This window comes from uncultured Psychrobacillus sp. (assembly GCF_938022135.1).
Taxonomy (GTDB): domain Bacteria; phylum Bacillota; class Bacilli; order Bacillales_A; family Planococcaceae; genus Psychrobacillus.
This window is the reverse complement of the sequence record NZ_CALIED010000059.1, coordinates 1-3,481: the sequence shown is the minus strand read 5'-3', so window position 1 is coordinate 3,481 and position 3,481 is coordinate 1. Positions and strand designations below refer to the sequence as shown.

Sequence of the window (3,481 nt, the reverse complement as noted above, 5' to 3'; positions counted from 1 at the left end):
GAACCTGCAGACTTAGTGAAAGTTGCAGAAAAACTAGCTAAAAATCCAAGTGTTGCAAGCTGTTACCAAATGACAGGACCTAGTACTTTACATATGCACGTTTTAGTTGAGGACTTTTCTTCCTTGGAATTCTTTATCAATAATGAACTATACGGGATAGAAGGTATTTCTCGAGTCGAAAGTCATATTTTACTACGCCGTTTCAAAAGTAGATCAGGATTAAAACTATAATAAACTCCTCTTATAATTGGGGAGTTTATTTTTTTTGAGTAATTTTATTGAAAATTAAAAACTTTTGTAAAAATATGTTTTGTTTTTCCGGAAAATAGTATATAGTTATTTTGAAATCGTGCAATTGTTAATTAATAATTGAATTTTAATTAACAAACGTTAGAAAATAACATTTTTTTCGTTCGTTTTGTAATTATACCACTTAAAAATGAGTGCGTATTACGTTTAAAGGGAGGGGTATTATAATGGCTTTACAGTTAGATCCACATTATTCACCTTATACATCACAACGAAATGTAGTATATGCCAAGAATGGAATGGTCGCTACGTCTCAGCCTTTAGCTGCACAAGCAGGGTTAGATATTTTGAAAAAAGGCGGAAATGCGATTGATGCAGCCATTGCAACAGCTGCTTGTTTGACAGTAGTAGAGCCTACCTCAAACGGAATTGGGGGGGACGCTTTTGCGCTTGTTTGGACTAAAGGACAATTACACGGACTAAATGCAAGCGGTCCAGCACCTATGAATATCTCTATCGAGAAGGTAAAAGAAAATGGACACGAAAGTATGCCAAAGTACGGCTGGCTGCCGGTAACTGTACCAGGTGCTCCGGCAGCTTGGGTAGAATTATCAAAACGTTTTGGCAGATTACCGCTACTAGAAGTTATGAAGCCAGCAATTGAATATGCCGCAAACGGCTTTCCTATTTCACCTACTCTAGGTCGCTTTTGGAAAAAGGCATTTGAACAATATAAACAGGAATGTACAGGAGCAGAGTTCGAAGCTTGGTTTGAGACCTTTGCTCCTAAGGAACGAGCACCTGAAGTCGGAGAAATATGGTCGTCTCTTGACCACGCTGACACACTAGAAGAAATCGCAAGAACAAACGGAGAAAGCTTTTACAAAGGGGCACTTGCAGAAAAAATTGCAGCAGCTTCTGCGACTTATGGGGGCTATTTAACAAAAGATGATTTAGGAAACTTTAAACCAGAGTGGGTTGATCCCATTAAGGTAAACTATCGCGGCTATGATGTTTGGGAAATCCCACCAAACGGACAAGGTATCGTAGCTCTTATGGCACTAAACATACTAAAAGGATTTAATTTTACAGCAAAAGAAGAAACAAACACATACCACAAACAAATCGAAGCAATGAAACTTGCTTATACTTGCGGCAAGCAATACATAACAGACCCTAAGCATATGGGTGTAACTGCAGAAGAGCTATTAAGTACTTCGTATGGCCAGCAGCGTCAAGCACAGATTGGAAATGAAGCATGCATGCCAGCTCCAGGTGTACCGCCACGCGGAGGAACGGTGTACCTTGCAACAGCAGACGGAGAGGGCAACATGGTATCGTTTATCCAAAGTAATTACATGGGCTTCGGTTCTGCGGTTGTAGTACCAGGAACAGGAATTGCCTTACAAAACCGAGGACATGATTTCAGCCTTGATCCTACTCATTATAATTGCCTTAAGGGCGGTAAGAAAACGTACCATACGATTATTCCAGGATTTTTAACGAAGGATAATCAACCTGTTGGACCATTCGGTGTAATGGGAGGATATATGCAGCCGCAAGGGCATGTTCAAGTTATTATGAATACAATAGATTTTCACTTACATCCTCAAGCGGCTTTAGATGCACCAAGATGGCAGTGGAAGAACGAAAAAACAGTAGAAATAGAAAAAACATTCCCATCCCACATTGCAGAAGAATTAGTACGAAAAGGACATGATATTAAAGTGGCGGTAGACTCAGGTTCGTTTGGACGAGGTCAAATTATATGGCGAAATCCTGAAACAGGTGTACTAATTGGTGGCACAGAATCAAGGACAGATGGGGCAATTGCCAGTTGGTAATCCACAGTAAAGGTGCTTCTTGGAGTGATGGCATTTCAATCATTCTATGAATCTTACTTTCAAATAGGAATAGGCAGTCAGTTATAATGTGAAAAAGTGAGAGTCACCCTGGATTAGTAGTATTTGCTTCACTCATATACGGTACTATCAATTTGTAGTGCACTCAGTAGAGTCTCTATTTAGAGGCTCTTCAGATTACACAAGTAGGGCATGTTCTTAAACCCTACTACTAAATTCACAGATGAGTAATACACTTTATATTCATAATTTTTAAAAATTAAAGCGCTTTCATTTTTTGGTTTGCGATAAAGAATCCAGCCCTATTGATCTTAATTTAAATTAATAAAATCTTTTGTGCTTCCTTTTCTAAGTTGATTCATGTATTGAACCTATATCATTTTATTATCAAAAAAGGATGTGTTTTCTGTTATGAAATTAAAATGGATTGTTCTAGCTTTTTTGTCCGTTCTTTACTTGATTAACTTTACCGATAAGGCGATTATAGGGTACGCAGCTATTCCTATTATGGAAGATTTGGATCTTAACTATAGTCAATGGGGTATAGTTGGAAGCAGCTTCTTTTGGTTCTTTTCAATTATGTCTATAGTTGGAGCTGCATTGTCAGATCGAATTGGAACGGGTAAAATGCTCGCTTTCATGGCTATTGGTTTGACAATAGTGCAGTTTGGAGCATTGACAATTTACGGATTACCAATGCTAATTTTGTGTCGTGTCCTGCTAGGTGCTATTGAAGGACCGTTTCATGCAACTGCTATTAGCCATATAAGCAAACATTTCGCTCCTGAACAGCGAGGGCTTGCGATTTCCATTATGAATGCAGGTAGCATGATTGCTAAATTTATGGTTCCTCTTCTCATTTACATGATTGGAATTTATGGTTGGCGAATGGTATTGGTTTTTTTAGGAGTTTTAAGTATGGTTTGGGCAGTTCTGTGGCTAATGACTTTGAAAGGGGAAAATGAGAGAAATATAGTGAAAAGTGAATCTACCTTAGTTTCCGAGAAAGTAAAATGGTCAGAGATATATCCACTTTTTCTATCTTCTACTTTTATCTTTACTTGCCTTGCTCTTTTCATGGCTTACTGGATTCTTACATGGTCGTTTATATGGATGCCGACCTATCTTGTTAAAATTGTCCATTTAACACAAACTCAGATGGGCTATGCAGTAATGTTCATAGGCCTTGGTTCTGCTCTTGGTGGTATACTTATCTCATTTATATCAGATCGGTTACTTAAAAAAACAAAAAATCTTCGACAATCCCGTGTGCTTGTTGCTGGACCATCTCTAATATTAGCAGCTGTATGTTTTTATTCTACTACATTTGTCCAAAGTACAATTGGAGCAATTATTGCCTTATTTTTGGG

3 protein-coding genes are annotated in these 3,481 nt (G+C 38.1%); all 3 read left to right on the top strand.

The window, feature by feature from the left end; translation table 11 throughout:
- Positions 1–231: Lrp/AsnC ligand binding domain-containing protein (locus Q0371_RS11860; protein WP_298471329.1), on the top strand; the 231-nt coding region annotated here is incomplete at its 5' end.
- 245 nt (positions 232–476) lie between these two features.
- Positions 477–2,093 carry a gamma-glutamyltransferase gene (gene ggt, locus Q0371_RS11855; protein ID WP_298471326.1) on the top strand — a complete coding sequence of 539 codons (1,617 nt, stop codon included), beginning with the start codon at positions 477–479 and terminating at the stop codon, positions 2,091–2,093.
- Between the two features lie 429 nt (positions 2,094–2,522).
- On the top strand, positions 2,523–3,481 hold a 959-nt coding region (locus tag Q0371_RS11850), incomplete at its 3' end, for an MFS transporter (RefSeq protein ID WP_298471323.1).

What these genes read in the sequence shown, in the direction of transcription:
- ggt (WP_298471326.1), top strand. Translation starts at nt 477, where the DNA reads ATGGCTTTACAGTTAGATCCACATTATTCACCTTATACATCACAACGA.